At 67.0% G+C, this 16,886-nt stretch carries 13 protein-coding genes; 11 read left to right on the forward strand and 2 right to left on the reverse strand.

The genetic code is table 11. The features are described 5' to 3' along the window. Positions 1 to 7: 7 nt before the first annotated feature. Positions 8 to 1,102: a cell division protein FtsZ gene (locus tag ACIQ67_RS05115; RefSeq protein ID WP_397533278.1), complete on the reverse strand. Its 1,095-nt coding sequence runs from the start codon at positions 1,100 to 1,102 to the stop codon at positions 8 to 10. Further along, on the reverse strand, positions 1,102 to 4,617 hold the full coding sequence (smc, locus tag ACIQ67_RS05120; protein WP_397533279.1) for a chromosome segregation protein SMC: 3,516 nt from the start codon (positions 4,615 to 4,617) through the stop codon (positions 1,102 to 1,104). The genes ACIQ67_RS05115 and smc overlap by 1 nt, the downstream gene beginning before the upstream one ends. Positions 4,618 to 4,909: 292 nt before the next feature. Here smc and queF point away from each other — a divergent pair, with 292 nt between their 5' ends. The 11 genes from queF (at position 4,910) to ACIQ67_RS05175 (ending at position 16,291) form a co-directional block, all read left to right on the forward strand. Further along, entirely contained in the window at positions 4,910 to 5,341 is a 432-nt protein-coding gene (queF, locus tag ACIQ67_RS05125; protein ID WP_397533292.1) for a preQ(1) synthase, read from the forward strand. An 18-nt stretch (positions 5,342 to 5,359) separates the two neighbouring features. Next, the gene (gene dapC, locus ACIQ67_RS05130) at positions 5,360 to 6,607 is read left to right on the forward strand and encodes a succinyldiaminopimelate transaminase (protein WP_397533280.1); all 1,248 of its coding nucleotides are present in this window, start codon (positions 5,360 to 5,362) and stop codon (positions 6,605 to 6,607) included. Between the two features lie 10 nt (positions 6,608 to 6,617). Next, positions 6,618 to 7,439 (forward strand): 2,3,4,5-tetrahydropyridine-2,6-dicarboxylate N-succinyltransferase, encoded by an 822-nt coding sequence (gene dapD / locus ACIQ67_RS05135; protein WP_397533281.1) that lies wholly within the window; start codon positions 6,618 to 6,620, stop codon positions 7,437 to 7,439. A gap of 61 nt (positions 7,440 to 7,500) precedes the next feature. Continuing rightward, positions 7,501 to 8,661 carry a PilT/PilU family type 4a pilus ATPase gene (locus tag ACIQ67_RS05140; protein ID WP_397533282.1) on the forward strand — a complete coding sequence of 387 codons (1,161 nt, stop codon included), beginning with the start codon at positions 7,501 to 7,503 and terminating at the stop codon, positions 8,659 to 8,661. Next, positions 8,658 to 9,809 carry a succinyl-diaminopimelate desuccinylase gene (dapE, locus tag ACIQ67_RS05145; protein WP_397533283.1) on the forward strand — a complete coding sequence of 384 codons (1,152 nt, stop codon included), beginning with the start codon at positions 8,658 to 8,660 and terminating at the stop codon, positions 9,807 to 9,809. Before ACIQ67_RS05140 ends, dapE begins: the two co-directional genes overlap by 4 nt. Positions 9,810 to 9,915: 106 nt before the next feature. After that, positions 9,916 to 10,884 carry an arsenosugar biosynthesis radical SAM (seleno)protein ArsS gene (arsS, locus tag ACIQ67_RS05150; RefSeq protein ID WP_397533284.1) on the forward strand — a complete coding sequence of 323 codons (969 nt, stop codon included), beginning with the start codon at positions 9,916 to 9,918 and terminating at the stop codon, positions 10,882 to 10,884. A gap of 5 nt (positions 10,885 to 10,889) precedes the next feature. Further along, positions 10,890 to 13,034 carry an FAD-dependent oxidoreductase gene (locus ACIQ67_RS05155; protein ID WP_397533285.1) on the forward strand — a complete coding sequence of 715 codons (2,145 nt, stop codon included), beginning with the start codon at positions 10,890 to 10,892 and terminating at the stop codon, positions 13,032 to 13,034. A gap of 19 nt (positions 13,035 to 13,053) precedes the next feature. Then, positions 13,054 to 13,758 carry a TIGR04283 family arsenosugar biosynthesis glycosyltransferase gene (locus ACIQ67_RS05160; protein WP_397533286.1) on the forward strand — a complete coding sequence of 235 codons (705 nt, stop codon included), beginning with the start codon at positions 13,054 to 13,056 and terminating at the stop codon, positions 13,756 to 13,758. After that, entirely contained in the window at positions 13,748 to 14,395 is a 648-nt protein-coding gene (locus tag ACIQ67_RS05165; protein ID WP_397533287.1) for a TIGR04282 family arsenosugar biosynthesis glycosyltransferase, read from the forward strand. Before ACIQ67_RS05160 ends, ACIQ67_RS05165 begins: the two co-directional genes overlap by 11 nt. Beyond that, positions 14,388 to 15,152, forward strand: a complete 765-nt coding sequence (locus tag ACIQ67_RS05170; protein WP_397533288.1) for a DUF3047 domain-containing protein — start codon at positions 14,388 to 14,390, stop codon at positions 15,150 to 15,152. Before ACIQ67_RS05165 ends, ACIQ67_RS05170 begins: the two co-directional genes overlap by 8 nt. After that, positions 15,149 to 16,291, forward strand: coding sequence for an FAD-dependent oxidoreductase (locus ACIQ67_RS05175; RefSeq protein ID WP_397533289.1), 1,143 nt, complete (start codon positions 15,149 to 15,151; stop codon positions 16,289 to 16,291). Before ACIQ67_RS05170 ends, ACIQ67_RS05175 begins: the two co-directional genes overlap by 4 nt. Positions 16,292 to 16,886 lie beyond the last annotated feature (595 nt).

The raw sequence follows: 16,886 nt of genomic DNA on the forward strand, positions 1-16,886 counted from the left end.
TTCTGGTCTAGCTGAACAGCCGTCGTGCCACCAACGAGCCAGCGGCCAGGTCGCGCGAGGCCAGGGCCTTGTACAAGGTGCCCAACTCCTGGTCGATGGCGGCGAAGGCATGCAGGTTCAGCACCTGGCCGCGATCGTCGCAGATGTCGGCCTCGAAGTCGCGCGACAACGCCCGGGCGGATTCCTGCCAGGCCGCAAAGGGCTCCAGCGCCTCCGGCGTCTGAGGCACGTCCAGCGCCAGCGTCAGCTCACGCAAGGAGGAGGCTTGCGGGTCTTCCGCCAGCGCAGCCTGGGGCTCGAAGCCCAGCGTCAGCACCGGCGGAGCGCCTTCATCCTGCGAAGGCATCACCAGGCGCCCCGGCACCGCACCCGGCACAAAGCCGTGGCGCAAGGCCATCTGCTGCACATAACCCAGGGTCCAGGCGGCATTGCGGGCCCGCAGCAGCACCGCCAGCTGGGCATCATGTGCCCCGGCGAACTGGTCCAGCTCGCGGCCCCGGCCGACCACGTCCAGCATGTCGGGGAACTGCGCGAAGCCACCGATGCCGTCGGCAAAGCCCTGCACCTTTTGCACGAACTCCGAATACTCGATCTCGTTGAGCGCACCACTGCGGTTGGCCATCTGCAGGCCGGCCTGGAACTCGCCGTAGCGCTGGCCTGGTGCGGGCAACTCCCATTCGCCGCGCTCGGCATTCAGGCCTTCGATGTGGAATGGCTTGGTGCCGGCTCGGCGACTGCCCGGCAGATGCGCCAGCGCCATCTCACCGCCGATGGGCGTCTCGACATGAATGGCCGCGATCGCATCGATCAGCGCATCAATGCGATTCGAGGGCTTGCGCGGCGGCTGCCGCACCACCGCCGGAATGGTGTCATCCATGCTGGGCGCATAGTTCGTGCCCGGCTCGTTGAACGGTTCGGCCACGGCGGCCTGCGCCTCACCCAGGCTGGGTTCGGTGCGCTCTGCACCGATGCCGCCCAGCGTGGGTTCGATCGGCGGCGCGGCGCGGCGCGGTCCGGCCTTGCGCGCAGTCCACAGTCCATGGATCAGCACGGCCACCAGAACCAGGCCACCGGCAATGGCAAGAAGAACCGTCAAACTCATCATGCCTCCGCCATGCCCAGCGCCGCTTCCATATCGACCGCAACGATGCGGGACACACCCTGCTCCTGCATGGTCACACCAATCAGTTGTTCAGCCATTTCCATTGCAATCTTGTTGTGCGAGATGAACAGGAACTGCGTACCCTTGCTGCTCATCTCCTTGACCAGCTTCGCATAACGCTCGGTGTTGGCATCGTCCAGCGGCGCATCCACCTCGTCCAGCAGGCAGAAGGGGGCCGGGTTCAGCATGAAGATCGCGAACACCAGCGCGATCGCGGTCAGGGCCTTCTCGCCGCCGGACAGCAGGTGGATGGTTGAGTTCTTCTTGCCGGGCGGCTGCGCCATCACCTGAACCCCGGCATCCAGCACTTCCTCGCCCGTCATCATCAGCTTGGCCTGGCCGCCGCCGAACAGGCTGGGGAACATGCGCCCGAAATGCTCGTTGACCTGGTTGAAGGTGTTCATCAGCAGGTCGCGCGTTTCCAGGTCGATCTTGTGGATCGCGTCTTCCAGCGTCTTCATCGCGGAGCTCAGGTCGGCGTACTGGGCATCGAGGAAGGTCTTGCGCTCGCGCGCCGTCGTCAGCTCGTCCAGCGCGGCCAGGTTGACCGCACCCAGGGCCGCGATCTCGCGGTTGATGCGGTCGATCTCGCCCTGCAGGCCCCAGAGCTTGACGTTGCCTTCTTCCACGCCCTTGGCCAGCGCCTCCAGGTCGACACCAGCGGCCGTCAGCTGTTCCATGAACTGCGCGCCGCCCAGTTGCGCAGCCTGCTCTTCGAGCTGCAGCTTGGTCAGGCGCTCGCGCAAGGGGTCCAGGCTGCGCTCGAAGGACAGGCGCTGCTCATCCGCACGGCGCAGGCGCAGGCTGAGATCGTCGTAGTTGCTGCGCACGGCGGCCAGCGCCTGCTCCCGCTCCAGCTTGATCGCCAGCGCGTCCTGCAAGCCCGCCTGCGCGGCGGCATCGTTGAGCGCTTCCAGCTCCTGCTGCAAGCCCGTCGCCGACTGCGTGTTCTGCAGCACCTGGGCCTGCGCGGTCTCGATCGAGCGCTGCAGCTCGCCACGGCGCGCCGCCAGCGTCCGGGCGCTGAAGACGGCCTCCTGGGCGCGGCGCTCCAGCGCACGCAGCTGCTCGCGTGCCTCGGCCAGCCGGCGCTCGGCCTGGATCACGCCGTCTTCCAGCTCGGCATGGCGCTCCTGGCAGTTGGCCAGCTGCAGGTCCAGCTCCTCGAAACGGGCCTCGCCGGTGACGCGTCGCTCCTGCAGCTCTTCCATCTGCGCGTCGACTTCGGCCAGCTCTTCCTGCAGCTGGGCGCGCCGCGTGCTGGCGGCCTCGGCCTGGCTGGACAGGCGCAGCAGCTCCACATGCAGCTGGTGCGCGCGGGTCTGCGTCTCGCCGGCTTCGCGGCGCAAGGCGACCAGGCGCTGAGAGGCCTCGGTATAGGCCGCCTCGGCACGGATCAGTGCGGACTTGGATTCGTCGGCGATCAGCGTCTGGGCGCGCAACTCCAGCGTCAGCTGCTCGATCTCCTGGGCGCGGGCCAGCATGCCGGCCTGCTCGGAATCGGGCGCGTAGAAGCTGACCGCGAACTGGCTGACCGCATGGCCCTGGGCCGTCATGATCAGCTCGCCATGCGCCAGCTTGGCGCGGCCGGCCAGCGCTTCGTCCAGCGAGGCGGCCGTGTAGACGCCTTCCAGCCAGTCGTTCAGCAGCGCCTTCAGCCCGGGGTCATCCAGGCGGAGCAGATCGGACAGGCGCGGCAGCGTCTGGTGGGTGTTGGCAATCGCACTGGTCGGCGCTGAATAGAAGGCCAGCCGCGCAGGCGGCGGGTCTTGGTCGAAGGCGCGCACTGTCTCCAGCCGCCCCACGGCCAGCGCCGCCATGCGTTCGCGCAGCGCCGCCTCCAGCGCGTTCTCCCAGCCTTGCTGGATATGCAACCGAGTCCACAGGCCCTGCAGCCCCTCCAGCCCATGCTTGGCCAGCCAGGGCTTGAGCTTGCCCTCGGTCTGCACTTTTTCCTGCAGCGCGCGCAGCGCCTCCAGACGGGCAGACAGCTCACCCTGGCGGCCGATCTGCGCATTGGCGTCCTGCTGCGCGGCGCGGCGTGACTCCTCCTGCGCGGGCAGATGATCGCTGAGCTCATGCAGTCGGGCATCGGCCAGATCACGCGCCTCGTCGGCGGCTTCGCTCTGGCGCTTTAAGTCGGCCAGGCGCTCGGCATCCGGCGCGGCCAGACCCTGGCGTTCCTGCGCCAGCCGCTCGCGCCGCGTGCGCAGCGTGCGGTTCTGCTCGTCGATGCTGCGGCTCTCGGCCGCCAGCACCTGGATCTGCTGCTGCACCTGCACCACCTGGCCGCGCTGCTCGTTGGCACGGCTCTGGGCGGCGCGCACGGTCTCCTCGACAGCGGGCAGATTGCCGGCCTGCTCTTCGGCCTGGGCGGCGAGGATTTCGCTCTGTTCCTCGGCCGTGGCGATCTGCTCGGCAATGGTTTCCTGCTCAAGCTGCGCCTGCTCGCTGCGCTCGGCCCATTGTTGGTTCTGCGCCTGCAATTCGGCCAGCCGCGCCTCGACGCGCGAGCGTCCCTCGACCACATAGCGGATGCGTTCTTCCAGCCGACTGACTTCCAGCTGCGCCTCGGCCATGCGGCCCTGCTCGGCATGCAACTCGTCGCCGGCGGCGTAATGCGCCTGGCGCACGGTTTCCAGCTCGGCCTCGACATGGCGCAGTTCTGCCAGCCGCGCTTCCAGCGCATTGGTCGCCTCGGCATGGGCCGTCTTGACGCGCGCCTCCTCGCCCGCGGCGTCGCGGTGCTTGAGGAACCACAGCTGGTGCAGCTTCAACGTGCCGGCATCCTGCAGCGCGCGGTAGGTGGCGGCCACCTCGGCCTGCTTCTCCAGGCGCTCGAGGTTGTTGTTCAGCTCGCGCAGGATGTCGTCCACGCGGGTCAGGTTCTCGCGCGTGTCCTTGAGGCGGTTCTCGGTCTCGCGGCGGCGCTCCTTGTACTTGGAGACGCCGGCAGCTTCTTCGAGAAACAGACGCAACTCTTCGGGCTTGCTCTCGATGATGCGGCTGATCGTGCCCTGGCCGATGATGGCGTAGGCGCGCGGCCCCAGGCCCGTGCCCAGGAACACGTCCTGCACATCGCGGCGGCGCACTGGCTGGTTGTTGATGAAATAGCTGCTGGTACCGTCGCGCGTCAGGACGCGCTTGACGGCGATCTCGGCGAACTGGTTCCACTGGCCGCCGGCACGCGCGTCTTCATTGCTGAACACCAGCTCCACGCTGGAGCGGCTGGCCGGCTTGCGGTTGCCCGAGCCGTTGAAGATCACGTCCTGCATGGACTCGCCACGCAGCTCGGACGCCTTGCTTTCGCCCAGCACCCAGCGCACCGCGTCCATGATGTTGGATTTGCCGCAGCCATTCGGGCCGACCACGCCGACCAGCTGTCCAGGCAGCTGGAAGGTGGTGGGTTCAGCAAAGGACTTGAAGCCCGAGAGCTTGATCGAGTTCAGCCGCATGGAGTTGGAATCTGAGCGCTAAGCCTTTGATTTATTTGCAGAAAAGCCCCTTGGTCGGGGCTTCGCTCGGGGCCGGATGATACCATTCGCCCTCCCTTGAAAATGGCTGTCGCCGGGCCCCCATCCGACGCCGGTCGAGCACGTAGAACACATGGCCAAGAACACGCCCGCCGCTGCCGCCAAGTCGGCCCGCAAACCCGCTGCATCGCCTGCCGCGAAGCCCGCCGCCAAGACCAAGGCCGTCGCGCCCAAGATGCGCAAGGCGCAGGATCTCGCGCCCAAGATGCGCGAGATGCCGCCCAACCCGCCGTCGCGCCCGAGCAAGGAACTGCATGCCTTCCCCAATCCGGCGCCAGAGCGCGACTATGTGATCCAGTTCCAGGTGCCCGAGTTCACCTGCCACTGCCCGCTGACCGGCCAACCCGACTTCGCGCACTTCACCATCGACATGATCGCGGACAAGTTCTGCGTCGAGCTGAAGAGCTTGAAGATGTACTTCTGGAGCTACCGCGACGAAGGCGCCTTCCACGAGAAGGTGACCAACACCATCCTCGAAGACATCGTGAAGGTCACCGACCCGCGCTTCATCCGCATCACAGCCAAGTGGTATGTGCGCGGCGGCATCTACACCAATGTGGTGGTCGAGCACCGCAAGAAGGGTTGGAAGCCCGCCCCGCGCGTGGATCTGCCGGCCCACGGTTTCGAGACCGGCCTGCTGCGCTGAAGAGAGAGTGGCCCGACGATGAGTCAACCCGCCCAGGCGCCGCACAACCCCTTGCTGGACAAGCTGCACCCCTATCCTTTCGAGCGCCTGCGCGCGTTGACCAAGGACATCAAGCCAAACCCGGCGCTCAAGGCGATCAGCCTGGGCATCGGCGAGCCCAAGCATCCAGCGCCAGCCCTGATTGGCGAGGCGCTCATGGCCAGCCTGCAAAGCCTGTCGGCCTACCCGCCCACCGCCGGTGATCCGGCCTTGCGCAGCGCCATCAGCGGCTGGCTGCAGCGCCGCTATGGCCTGGCCGTCGACGCGGCCACGCAGATCCTGCCGGTGAACGGTTCGCGCGAGGCGCTGTTCGCGCTGGCGCAGACCGTGATCGACCCGACGCGCCCCGGCGCCACGGTGGTCTGCCCCAACCCCTTCTACCAAATCTACGAAGGCGCGGCCCTGCTGGCCGGCGCGCAGACCGCGTTTGCCAACAGCGACCCGGCGCGCAATTTCGCGGCCGACTGGTCGCAGATCGACGCCGCCACCTGGGCCAGGACGCAGCTGCTTTACGTTTGCTCGCCCGGCAACCCCACCGGCGCGGTGATGCCGCTGTCGGAGTGGCAACAGCTGTTCGAGCTGTCTGACAAGTACGGCTTCGTGATCGCGTCGGACGAGTGCTACTCAGAAATCTATTTCCGCGACGAGCCGCCGCTGTCGGGCCTCGAAGCCGCGGCCAAGCTGGGGCGCGGCGACTTCCGCAATCTGATCGCCTTCACCTCGCTGTCCAAGCGCTCGAACGTGCCGGGCCTGCGCTCGGGCTTCGTGGCCGGTGATGCAGCGCTGATCAAGAAGTTCCTGCTCTACCGCACCTACCATGGCAGCGCGATGAGCCCGATCGTGCAGGCCGCCAGCATCGCCGCCTGGGGCGACGAGCAGCATGTGATCGACAACCGCGCCCAATACCGCGCCAAGTTCGCGCAGGTCACGCCGGTGCTGGCTGAAGTGTTGGACGTGGCGCTGCCGGATGCCAGCTTCTACCTCTGGGCCGCCGTGCCGGGCGGCGATGATGTGGACTACGCCCTGCGGCTGCTCGCTCAATACAATGTGGCGGTGCTGCCCGGCAGCCTGCTGGCGCGACCCGCGCACGGCGTGAATCCGGGAGCGGGCCGCATCCGCATGGCCCTGGTCGCCGAGGTGGACGAATGCCTCGAAGCAGCGCACCGCATCGTCGAATTCACACGCAGCTACTGCCCCCCTCCTCCTTCTTCTTCTGCTTCTCTCTGAGTCTTTCCCCATGACCCAACAACTGCAATCCGTCATCGAACTGGCCTGGGAAGGCCGTGCCAACCTGAACCCCGCCAACGCGCCGGAAGTGCGCGAAGCCGTCGAGCACGTGATTGCCGAACTGGACGCCGGGCGCCTTCGCGTGGCCGAACGCCAGGGCGTGGGCCAGTGGACCGTTCACCAGTGGGTCAAGAAGGCGGTGCTGCTGTCCTTCCGCCTCAACGACAACAAGCTGATGGGCGCCGGTGACCTGACCTTCTTCGACAAGGTGCCCAGCAAGTACGGCCAGATGGACGAGGCGGCGATCCGTGCCAGCGGCGTGCGCGTGGTGCCACCGGCTGTCGCCCGCCGCGGCAGCTACCAGGCCAAGAACGTGATCCTGATGCCGTCCTACGTGAACATCGGCGCCTATGTCGACGAAGGCACCATGGTCGACACCTGGGCCACCGTCGGCAGCTGCGCCCAAATCGGCAAGAACGTGCACCTGAGTGGCGGCGTCGGCATCGGCGGCGTCCTGGAGCCGCTGCAGGCCAACCCGACCATCATTGAAGACAACTGCTTTGTCGGCGCCCGCTCGGAAGTGGTCGAGGGCGTGATCGTCGAGGAGAACTCGGTGATCTCGATGGGTGTCTACATCGGCCAGAGCACGCCGATCTACGACCGTGAAACCGGCACCGTGAGCTACGGCCGCGTGCCGGCCGGCTCGGTGGTGATCAGCGGCTCGCTGCCCAAGGACGGCGGCAAGTACAGCCTGTATGCCGCCATTATCGTGAAGAAGGTCGACGCCGGAACCCGCGCCAAGACCAGCATCAACGACCTGCTGCGCGACTGATCCTCTCGCACACGCGACGAGCGCCGACGAGCACAACAACAGACCCGGGAAGGACGGCAGCATGGCCAGCAGCGGAAACATGGAACGCATCCTGCGGCTGATGGCCGACAAGGGAGCATCGGACTGCTACCTTTCGGCCAATATGCCGGTGCTCATCCGCATCAACGGGCAGATGCTGCAGCTGTCCGACCAGGTGCTGTCACCTCAGCAGCCCAAGCAATTGATCGCCGAAGTGCTCGACGAGGGGCAACTGGCCGAGCTGGAGGCCACCGGCGAGCTGAACATGGCAGTGTCGGTGATTGGCGTAGGCAGCTTCCGCCTCTCGGGCTTCCGGCAGCGCGGCAGCATCGCCGGCGTGTTCCGCCACATCCCGCACAAGATCCCGTCGCTGGACAGCCTGAACCTGCCGCCCATCCTGGGCCGGCTGGTGCAGGAGAAGCGCGGCCTGATCCTGATGGTGGGTGCTACCGGTACGGGCAAGAGCACAACGCTGGCCTCGATGCTGGAGCAGCGCAACCAATCGATGGCCGGCCACATCCTCACCATCGAAGACCCGGTGGAGTACCTGTTCAGCAACAAGCGCTCGGTGGTCAACCAGCGTGAGGTCGGACGCGACACCGCTTCGCTGCAGATCGCGCTGAAGAACGCGCTGCGTCAGTCGCCGGACTGCATCCTGATCGGCGAAGTGCGCGACCGCGAGACGATGACAGCAGCGATTTCCTACGCGCTGTCCGGCCATCTGGTGCTGGCCACGCTCCACGGCAACAACAGCTATCACGCGCTGAACCGCATCCTGTCCTTCTACACGCCCGAGGCGCGCCCGGCCTTGCTGAACGACCTGGGCGCCGGCCTGAAGGCCATCGTCTCGCAACGTCTGGTGCGGGCAGCGGCCGGCGGCCGTGTGCCGGTCACCGAGATTCTGCTCAACACCAAGCTGGTTGCTGAGTTGATCGAGCAAGGCGACTTCGGCTCGGTGAAGGAAGCGATGGAGAAGTCCATCGCCGAAGGCTCGCAGACCTTCGAGGAACATTTCGCACGCCTGATCAAGGACGGCACGATCACCCGCGAGGAAGGCCTGGCCTTCGCCGACTCGCCCACCAATCTGCTGTGGCGCCTGCAGAACGAAATGCCTGCCGCCAACGGCAAGCCAGCCGCCAAGGAAGAGCCAGCCAGTGACCAGGCCAGCTTCACCGAAATCATGCTGGACGTGCGCACCGAATGAACGCCACACTCGAACTGCTGGAGCAGCTGATCGCGCGCCCCTCCGTGACACCCGAGGACGCAGGCTGTCAGGATTTGATTGCGGCGCGGCTGGCGGCCAGCGGCTTCACGATCGAGCGCATGGACGCGGGGCCTGCTGAGGCACGGGTCGCCAATCTGTGGGCCATCAAGACCGGCAGCGCGGGCGACGCGGCGCCGGTGTTGTTGTTCGCCGGGCATACCGATGTGGTGCCGCCGGGATCCCTGGCGGCCTGGCAAAGCGACCCCTTCGTGCCTAGCTACCGGAACGGCCGCATCTATGGCCGAGGTGCCGCTGACATGAAAGGTTCGGTCGCCGCGATGGTCGTTGCCGCTGAAGAATTCGTGCAGGTGCACCCGAACCATGCCGGCAGCGTCGCGGTGCTGCTGACCAGCGACGAGGAAGGCCCGGCGCTGCATGGCACCGTGGTGTGCTGCGAGTTGCTGAAGGCGCGCCAGCAGCGCCTGGACTACTGCATCGTCGGCGAGCCGACCTCGGTGGATCAACTCGGCGACATGATCAAGAACGGCCGCCGTGGCACGCTGTCCGGCCGTCTGACCGTCAAGGGTGTGCAGGGCCATGTCGCCTATCCGCATCTGGCGCGCAATCCGGTGCATCAGGCCGCACCCGTGCTGGCCGAGCTGGCCGCCACCGAGTGGGACCGCGGCAACGCCTACTTCCCGGCCACCACCTTCCAGATCTCCAACATCCACGCTGGCACCGGGGCCACCAATGTGATCCCCGGCGAAGTGGTGATCGATTTCAATTTCCGCTTTTCGACCGAGTCCACGCCCGAAGGGCTGAAGAACCGCGTTCACGCCCTGCTCGACCGCCTCGGGCTGGAGTACGCGCTGAACTGGGTGCTGGGCGGCGAACCCTTCCTGACGCCGATCGGCACGCTGTCGGACGCTGTGTGCGCGTCGATCGAAGCCGAGTGCGGCCGCCGCCCTGAGCTGTCGACCACCGGCGGCACCTCGGACGGCCGCTTCATCGCGAAGATCTGCCCGCAGGTGCTGGAGTTCGGCCCGATCAACGCCAGCATCCACAAGGTCGATGAGTATGTTCCAGCCGACTGCCTGGAGCCGCTGAAGAACGTCTACCTGCGCACGCTGAAGAGCCTGCTGCTGTAAATGGCGGCGGCCTGTTGCCGCCCCTTGAGAAGGCACTGCAGCACAGGGGCTGTAAGGATTCGCTAGGCTGCTCGACCAAGAGCTGCTCAACTGGGAAAGCCGACACATGCACGCCACATTGCCCTTGCTACTTACCAGCGACTTCCCGCCTCTGTCGCGCCGAGTTGTTGACACCGTGCAGGTCAATCTCGGCTATCGCTGCAACCAGTCCTGCCTGCACTGCCATGTGGGCGCCGGGCCGAACCGGACCGAGGAAATGTCGGCCGACACCGTAGAGGCGGTGATCGCCTTCATCGATACGAGTCCGGCTGTGCGCTGCCTGGACCTGACCGGCGGCGCCCCTGAGCTGAACCCACATTTCCGGGACCTGGTGCACGCGGCCCGCAGCCGCGGCGTGCGCGTGATCGACCGCTGCAACCTGACTATCCTGGAAGAACCCGGCCAGGAAGATCTTGCAGAGTTCCTGGCCGCGCAGCAGGTCGAGGTGGTGGCCTCCCTGCCCTGCTACCTTGAAGACAATGTGGACCGCCAGCGCGGCAAGGGCGTGTTCGACGCCAGCATCCGCGGCCTGCAGCGCCTGAATGCGCTGGGCTATGCCCAGGATGGCAACGGCCTGCTGCTGAACCTGGTCTTCAACCCGCAGGGGCCCAGCCTTCCGCCAGCGCAAGAAGCGCTGCAGGCGGACTACAAGAAGCATCTGCTCAGCCATTTCGGCGTCAGCTTCAACCAGCTCTTTACGCTGGCGAACATACCGATCCAGCGTTTCGGCTCCACCTTGGTGTCCAAGGGTCAGTTCAACAGCTACATGCAGCTGCTGCGCAGCGCCCACCGCGAGGCGAATCTTGACCAGGTGATGTGCCGCAGCCTGATCAGCGTCGACTGGCAGGGCTACGTGTACGACTGCGACTTCAACCAGCAGCTTGGCCTGCCGCTGGGCGGCAGCGGCCCGGCGCGCACCCACCTGAGCCAGCTGCAGGCGACGCAGCTACAAGGTCAGGCGATTCGCGTCGCCGACCACTGTTTTGGCTGCACCGCCGGCCAGGGCTCCAGCTGCGGCGGCGCACTGGCGGCCTGATCGCCATGCGCTCGCGCTGGTGGATCCTGCTGCTCTTGGTGTCGGCCGCACTGCTGCTGTTCTACCAGTTTGACCTGGGCCAGGCCCTGAGCTTGGCGGGTATCAAAGCGCGGCAGGCCGAGCTGGAGGCCTGGCGTCAGGCGCAGCCGCTCAACGCGGCGCTGCTGTTCTTGCTGGCCTATATCGCTGTCACCGCCTTGTCGCTGCCGGGCGCCACCGTGATGACCTTGGCAGCGGGTGCGATCTTCGGACTGGGCTGGGGCAGCTTGATCGTCTCCTTTGCCTCCAGCATCGGGGCGACGCTGGCCTTCCTGAGCTCGCGCTGGCTGTTCCGCGACTGGGTCAGCGCGCGTTTCGGCACGCGCATGGATGCGCTCAACCAGGGCATGGCGCGCGACGGCGGCTTCTACCTCTTCACCCTGCGCCTGGTGCCGGTGCTGCCCTTCTTCCTGATCAATCTGGGCATGGGGCTGACCTCGATCCGGACCTGGACCTTCTACTGGGTCAGCCAGCTGGGCATGCTGGCGGCCACCCTGGTCTATGTGAACGCCGGCACAAGGCTGGCCGCGATCGACTCGCTGGCCGGCATCGTGTCGCCGGCCATCCTGGGCTCGCTGGCCCTGCTCGGCCTGTTTCCCTTGCTGGCCCGGCAACTGATCCATCGTCTGAACGCGCGCAAGATCTATGCGCGTTGGACACGGCCGCGGCGCTTCGATCGCAACCTGATCGTCATCGGCGGCGGCTCGGCCGGCCTGGTCACGGCCTATATCGCCGCAGCCATCAAGGCCAAGGTGACTCTGGTTGAAAAGCATGCCCTGGGCGGCGACTGCCTGAACACCGGCTGCGTGCCGTCAAAGGCCTTTATCAGATCGGCCAAGTTTCTGTCGCACGCCCGCCGCGCCCGCGAGTTCGGCATGCGCTCAGCCAGCGTAGATTTCGATTTCGCCGAGGTGATGCAGCGGGTGCAAGCCGTCATCAAGGCGATCGAGCCGCATGACTCGGTCGAGCGCTACACAGGACTGGGTGTCGAGGTGGCCCAAGGCGCGGCACGCCTGGTCTCGCCCTGGGAGGTCGAGATCCGCCACCATGACGGCCGCATTGAGCGGCTCAGCAGCCGTGCCATCGTCATCGCCGCCGGTGCCCGGCCCGTCATCCCGCCGATTCCCGGCATCGAGCAGGTGCAGGTGCTCAGTTCGGACACTATCTGGCAGCTGCGCAGCCTGCCGCGCCGGCTGCTGGTGCTGGGCGGCGGGCCTATCGGTTGCGAACTGGCGCAGGCATTTGCCCGCCTGGGCTCGCAGGTGACGCAGGTCGAGATGGCGCCACGCCTGCTGATGCGCGAGGACGAGGATGTGTCCGCCCTGGTCGCCCAGCGCTTCGCGGCCGAAGGCGTGACCGTGCTGACCGGCCACAAGGCCACGCGCATCGAACAGGTGGGCGATGAGAAGTTCCTGATCGCCGAGCACCAGGGCGAATCGCTGCGCATTCCCTTCGATGAGCTGCTGGCCGCCGTGGGGCGCAGCGCCAACCTGCAGGGCTACGGCCTGGAGGAACTTGGCGTCACGACCGGCCGCACGGTCACGGTCAACGGCTATCTGCAGACCAACTACCCGAATATCTACGCTGCGGGCGATGTGGCCGGTCCCTACCAGTTCACCCACACCGCGGCGCACCAAGCCTGGTATGCGGCGGTCAACGCCCTGTTCGATCCCTTCAAGAAGTTCCGTGCCGACTACTCGGTGATCCCTGCGGCCACCTTCGTCGAACCCGAAGTGGCCCGCGTCGGACTGAACGAGCAGGAGGCTCAGGAGCGCGGCATTTCCTACGAGCTGAGCCGCTATGGTATCGATGACCTGGACCGTGCGATTGCCGACAGCGAGGCGCATGGCTTCATCAAGGTGCTGACGGTGCCGGGCAAGGACCGCATCCTCGGCGTCACCATCGTGGGCGAGCATGCCGCCGATCTGCTGGCCGAGTATGTGCTGGCGATGAAGCATGGCATCGGCCTGAACAAGATCCTCGGCACCATCCACACCTACCCGACACTGGCCGAGGCCAACAAGTTCGTGGCCGGCAACTGGAAGCGCGCCCATGCGCCGCAAGGCCTGCTGCGCTGGGTGGCGCGCTTTCATCGCTGGCGGCTGGGCTGAGACCCGGACCGACGAAGGCATGTCAAACAGCCCTGTTTGCATCATCGTTCCGGTGCTCAATGAAGCCGCGGAGCTGGCCGCCCGCCTGCAGGCGCTACAGGTGTTTCGGCAGCGGGGTGCGCTGCTGGTGGTGGTCGACGGCGGCAGCAGCGACACCACGCTGGAGATCGCCCGTGCCCATGCAGACCTGGCGTTACAGGCCCCGCGCGGCCGCGCTGCGCAGATGAATGCCGGCGCAGCCGCCTGCCCGAGGGCGCCGTTGCTTCTGTTCCTCCACGCCGACACCGTGCTGCCGGAGCAGGCCGATCAGCAGGTGCAGGCGGCCTGCGCCGAACCCATGGCCTGGGGCCGCTTCGATGTCCGCATCGCCAGCCCGCGCCCGCTGCTGCGCCTGGTGGCGCGGATGATGAACCTGCGCTCACGCCTCAGCGGAATTGCCACCGGCGATCAGGCGATCTTCATGCGTCGCGAGCTGTTCGAGCGGACGGGTGGCTTCCCCGATCTGCCGCTGATGGAGGACATCGCGCTGTGCAAGCAGCTGAAGCGCTGGAGTAGGCCGCTGTGCCTGCGCGCCACCGTGGAGACCTCGGCGCGCCGCTGGGAGAAGCATGGCGTGTGCCGCACCATCCTGCTGATGTGGCGCCTGCGTGCGGCCTACTTCTTTGGGGCCGACCCCGCCCAACTCGCGATCCACTATGGCTACCGCCCCCGCAATGACGTTTGATGCCGACGCACTGGGTCGGGTGCAGCTGGCCATCCTCGCCAAGGCGCCGATCGCCGGCCTGGCCAAGACGCGGCTGATTCCCGCCCTGGGCGCGGCCGGTGCCGCGCGCCTGCAACGCCAGTTCACCTGTCGCGCTGTACAGACCGCGCGCGCCGCCAGGCTCGGCGCCGTGACGCTCTGGTGCGCGCCAGACCGGCAGCAGCGCTTCTTTCGCGCACTGGCCCAGGCGCATCCCGGTCTGACCTGCCGGGATCAGCCCGCCGGCGATCTGGGTGCACGCATGCTCTGCGCCTTTCAGCAGCACTGCGGCAGCGGCCCGACGCTGCTGATCGGCACCGACTGCCCCGCCCTGCAGCCCGCACATCTGCGCGCTGCGGCGCAAGCCTTGCTGGGAGGCAGCGACGCAGTGTTCCATCCGGCCGAGGATGGCGGCTATGTGCTGATCGGCCTGCGTCAGCCCCAGCCCGCGCTGTTTCAGCACATGCGCTGGAGCACACCCGAGGTGATGCAGGACAGCCGCGAACGCGCCGCAGCGCAAGGCTTGAGCCTGCAGGAACTGGACACGCTATGGGATGTCGATCTGCCGCAAGACTTGCCCAGACTGCGCCGCTACTGCAAGGACAGCGCCCATGCTTGATCGCCGCCATCTGCTGCTGAGCCTGGGCGCCGCCGCCCTGGCGCGGCCGTCCCTGGCCCAGCGCTCGGACAGGCTGGGCCAGCCCACCCGTTTTTCAGACGCTGCGCTGGGCAGGACCGCGCCGGGTCACTGGCGGCACCAGCCCCTGCCCAAGGTGGAGCGCAGCAATGAGTTCGCCATCGTGCCCGCCCCCGCCGGCGGCGCGGTGCAGCCGCCAGGCCATGTGCTGCACGGCCTGGCGCGCGGCTCGGCATCGTCCTGGGTCAGCGCGCTGGACGCCGATGCCGGCAGCACGCCGCTGCTGAGTTGGGCCTGGCGCGTGGAGCGCTCGCTGCCGGCCTCAGACTTCAGCAGCAAGGCGGGCGATGACTATGCGGCCCGCGTCTATGTGCTGTTCGACCGGCCCAGCACGCAGCTGAGCCTGGGGACCCGGCTGCGCCATGCCGCCGCCCAGCTGCTGTCGCCCCTGCCCCTGCCGACGGCTGCGATCTGCTATGTCTGGGGCGGGCCGCAGCAGGTGCCGGGCAGCACGGGCTGGAATCCCTACACGGAGACGGTGCGCATGGTGGTGGTCGACAGCGGTGACAGCAACGCCGGCCAATGGCGCAACGTGCAGCGCGATCTGCGCCAGGACTGGCAACAGGCCTTCGGTGGGCCACTGCCGCGCATCAGTGGCCTGGCCCTCGGCCTGGACACCGACAACGCGGGCGGAGAGGCACAAGCCTGGTTCGGCGACCTCAGCCTGGTGGCCGCATGAAGCCCCAGTTGCTGCTGCTGGGCGGCGGGCACGCGCATGTCCAGGTGCTGGCCGAGCTGGCGCGGCAGCCGATCCCGGGCTGGCAGGTCCGCCTCGTCACGCCGTATCGGCGGCAGATCTACTCCGGCATGCTGCCGGGCTGGATCGCCGGACATTACCCGCTGGACGACTGCGCGATCGATCTGGATGCACTGGCGAAACAGGCCGGTGTCGAACTGCTGGAAACAGCTTGCACCGGGCTTGACGCGGACGCGAAGCAACTGCAGTGCGCCAACGGCGAGCAACTCACCTTCGATCGTCTGTCCATCGATACCGGCCCCGTCGCCGCGCTGCAGGACCTGCCCGGTGCGGTCGAGCATGCGCTGCCGATTCGCCCCATCGAAGGATTCGTGGCCGCCTGGCCAGCCTTGGTGGCGCGCATTGCAGCACGCGAGGGTCGCTTCGAGCTGCTGCTGGCGGGCGCTGGCGCCGCTGGAGTGGAGCTGGCCTTCGCCTTCAAGCAGCGCGCGCAGACCGAGGGCTGGCAGCAGCTGCGCATCAGCCTGATCGGCAGCACAGCACTGCCGCTGGACGGCCTGCCGACCGCGGCAAGGCGCAGCGCGCTGGCCTTGCTGCAGCAGCGCGGCATCCGCTGGCTGGGCGACAGCCGGGTCGCCCGCATCTCCGCCGACCATGTGGAGCTGCAATCCGGCGCGCAGCTGCCCTCCGACCTGGCCCTGCTGCTGACGGGTGCCGCTGCGCCTGCCTGGCCGCGGCTGGGCGGGCTGAGCACCGACGAAGGCGGCTTCATCCGGGTGGGCACGAGCCTGCAGAGCCTGTCCCATCCCAGCATCTGCGCCGCCGGCGATGTGGCGGCCTACGCCAGTGCGCGGCCCAAGTCCGGCGTCTACGCGGTACGGGCTGGTCCGGTGCTAGCGGCCAATCTGCGCGCCCTGTGCGAAGGCCACGCGCCGCGCGACTGGACACCCCAGCGCCGCGCCCTCTACCTGATCAGCACCGGCGACCGGCACGCCATCGCCAATTGGGGGCCCCTGCACTGCAGCGGCGCCTGGGTCTGGCGCTGGAAACACCGCATCGACCACAGCTTCATGCAGCGCTACCGGGTGGAAGAGAGCCCACACCGAGACGGCAAGCGCTGATTTCACGAGTTGAAGCATGCATGGGCGACAATCCAGCTTTGACCAATCCTGCTTCACCGGAGCGTTGCGACCGCTGACAGCTTGCGGCTCGGCATGACACCTGTACAAGCCCAGCGATTGCCCCAGGGAATTACTCCGGCACCAAGTTCAGAACGTGAATGAACTTGTTCGCCTTTGATTGAATGAAACTTCTAGCCTGCATCGAACACCAAGCTGCCCGCCTGAACGAGGCGGGCAAAGGCCCTCGATAGCAGCGGTTTCATAGAGGAGGAGACGGCACCCGAAGTGCCTTGTCTGCCCTCGATTTACACCGAGATTTACACCGAAAGCTCTGCCGCGAGCGGCGGCTGCACACTTCAGCCGCACCGAAGCAATTGGCTCGCTACGATTCGGTGAAGCGTGTCGGCAAGGTCTGCTCGTGACAGGAGATGGCGCCAGGCAAGGAGGGACTGGTCAAGGCTGATAACGGGAACCTGTCAGAAATTTTGTGTGTGAGGCATAGCATGTCGACAAGGAGCATGAATGCCACGCAAGACGAAGACGACCGCCACGGCGGACAAGGCGGACAAGGCGGCGCAGCCGCAATTCTCAGCCG

This window comes from Roseateles sp. (genome assembly GCF_044373315.1).
Classification (GTDB): domain Bacteria; phylum Pseudomonadota; class Gammaproteobacteria; order Burkholderiales; family Burkholderiaceae_C; genus JACDQM01.

What these genes read in the sequence shown, in the direction of transcription:
- ACIQ67_RS05115 (WP_397533278.1), bottom strand. Translation starts at nt 1,102, where the DNA reads ATGAGTTTGACGGTTCTTCTTGCCATTGCCGGTGGCCTGGTTCTGGTG.
- smc (WP_397533279.1), bottom strand. Translation starts at nt 4,617, where the DNA reads ATGCGGCTGAACTCGATCAAGCTCTCGGGCTTCAAGTCCTTTGCTGAA.
- queF (WP_397533292.1), top strand. Translation starts at nt 4,910, where the DNA reads ATGCCGCCCAACCCGCCGTCGCGCCCGAGCAAGGAACTGCATGCCTTC.
- dapC (WP_397533280.1), top strand. Translation starts at nt 5,360, where the DNA reads ATGAGTCAACCCGCCCAGGCGCCGCACAACCCCTTGCTGGACAAGCTG.
- dapD (WP_397533281.1), top strand. Translation starts at nt 6,618, where the DNA reads ATGACCCAACAACTGCAATCCGTCATCGAACTGGCCTGGGAAGGCCGT.
- ACIQ67_RS05140 (WP_397533282.1), top strand. Translation starts at nt 7,501, where the DNA reads ATGGCCAGCAGCGGAAACATGGAACGCATCCTGCGGCTGATGGCCGAC.
- dapE (WP_397533283.1), top strand. Translation starts at nt 8,658, where the DNA reads ATGAACGCCACACTCGAACTGCTGGAGCAGCTGATCGCGCGCCCCTCC.
- arsS (WP_397533284.1), top strand. Translation starts at nt 9,916, where the DNA reads ATGCACGCCACATTGCCCTTGCTACTTACCAGCGACTTCCCGCCTCTG.
- ACIQ67_RS05155 (WP_397533285.1), top strand. Translation starts at nt 10,890, where the DNA reads ATGCGCTCGCGCTGGTGGATCCTGCTGCTCTTGGTGTCGGCCGCACTG.
- ACIQ67_RS05160 (WP_397533286.1), top strand. Translation starts at nt 13,054, where the DNA reads ATGTCAAACAGCCCTGTTTGCATCATCGTTCCGGTGCTCAATGAAGCC.
- ACIQ67_RS05165 (WP_397533287.1), top strand. Translation starts at nt 13,748, where the DNA reads ATGACGTTTGATGCCGACGCACTGGGTCGGGTGCAGCTGGCCATCCTC.
- ACIQ67_RS05170 (WP_397533288.1), top strand. Translation starts at nt 14,388, where the DNA reads ATGCTTGATCGCCGCCATCTGCTGCTGAGCCTGGGCGCCGCCGCCCTG.
- ACIQ67_RS05175 (WP_397533289.1), top strand. Translation starts at nt 15,149, where the DNA reads ATGAAGCCCCAGTTGCTGCTGCTGGGCGGCGGGCACGCGCATGTCCAG.